The sequence below is a fragment of the Streptomyces flavofungini genome (assembly GCF_041028215.1).
Taxonomy (GTDB): Bacteria; Actinomycetota; Actinomycetes; order Streptomycetales; family Streptomycetaceae; genus Streptomyces; species Streptomyces flavofungini_B.
Genome location: NZ_JASKYR010001550.1, coordinates 1 through 594, shown reverse-complemented (window position 1 = coordinate 594; position 594 = coordinate 1). Strand labels below are relative to the sequence as shown.

Annotated in this window: 1 pseudogene; it reads left to right on the top strand. The window is 77.4% G+C overall.

Annotated features, from left to right (window positions below):
* Positions 1-594 (top strand): annotated as a pseudogene (locus AB8Z36_RS42130) (glycosyltransferase); the annotation flags it as partial.

Sequence of the window (594 nt, the reverse complement as noted above, 5' to 3'; positions counted from 1 at the left end):
GCAGGGGGCTGGTCAACGCGCTGCTCCTGGCGGCGGCCTGCGCGGGTCTGCTCCCGGCGGCACTCGGCGCCCTGCGCGCCCGGTTCGCCCCGTCTGCCCGGCGGACGGCTCGCGGGGGCGGGACGGCGGGGGACCTGTGGCTGTGGCTCGCCTCCTCGGCGGCGGGCGGTCCTGCTCGGCMYGCACTTCTTCGGCCACTACTACCTGCAGCTGATGCCGCCGCTCGCCCTCCTCGGCACGGCCGCGCTGCGGCGGCTGCCCCGGGCGCGGGCCACCGGGGCGCTGATCGCCACGGGGTGCTCGTGCGCGGTGTTCCTGGTCTGGGGGCTGCTCGCGCCGCGTCCCGAACTCGCTCACGCGCAGCGGCTCGCGGCGGCGGTGCGGGAGCGGACGGACCCCGGGGACCGGGTCCTCGTCTGGGGCATACACCCCGAGACGTACTGGCTACCTCACGGCCGGGCTCCTGACCAACTACAGCGGCGGCCGCGACGGGCCGAGAGTGGGCGAGGAGTACGCCGTCCGGGGCGCCTGGCCGACCTTCCGCGCCGAACTGCGAAGGCACCCCCCGGCGCTCGTCGTCGACGACTCCAGGGG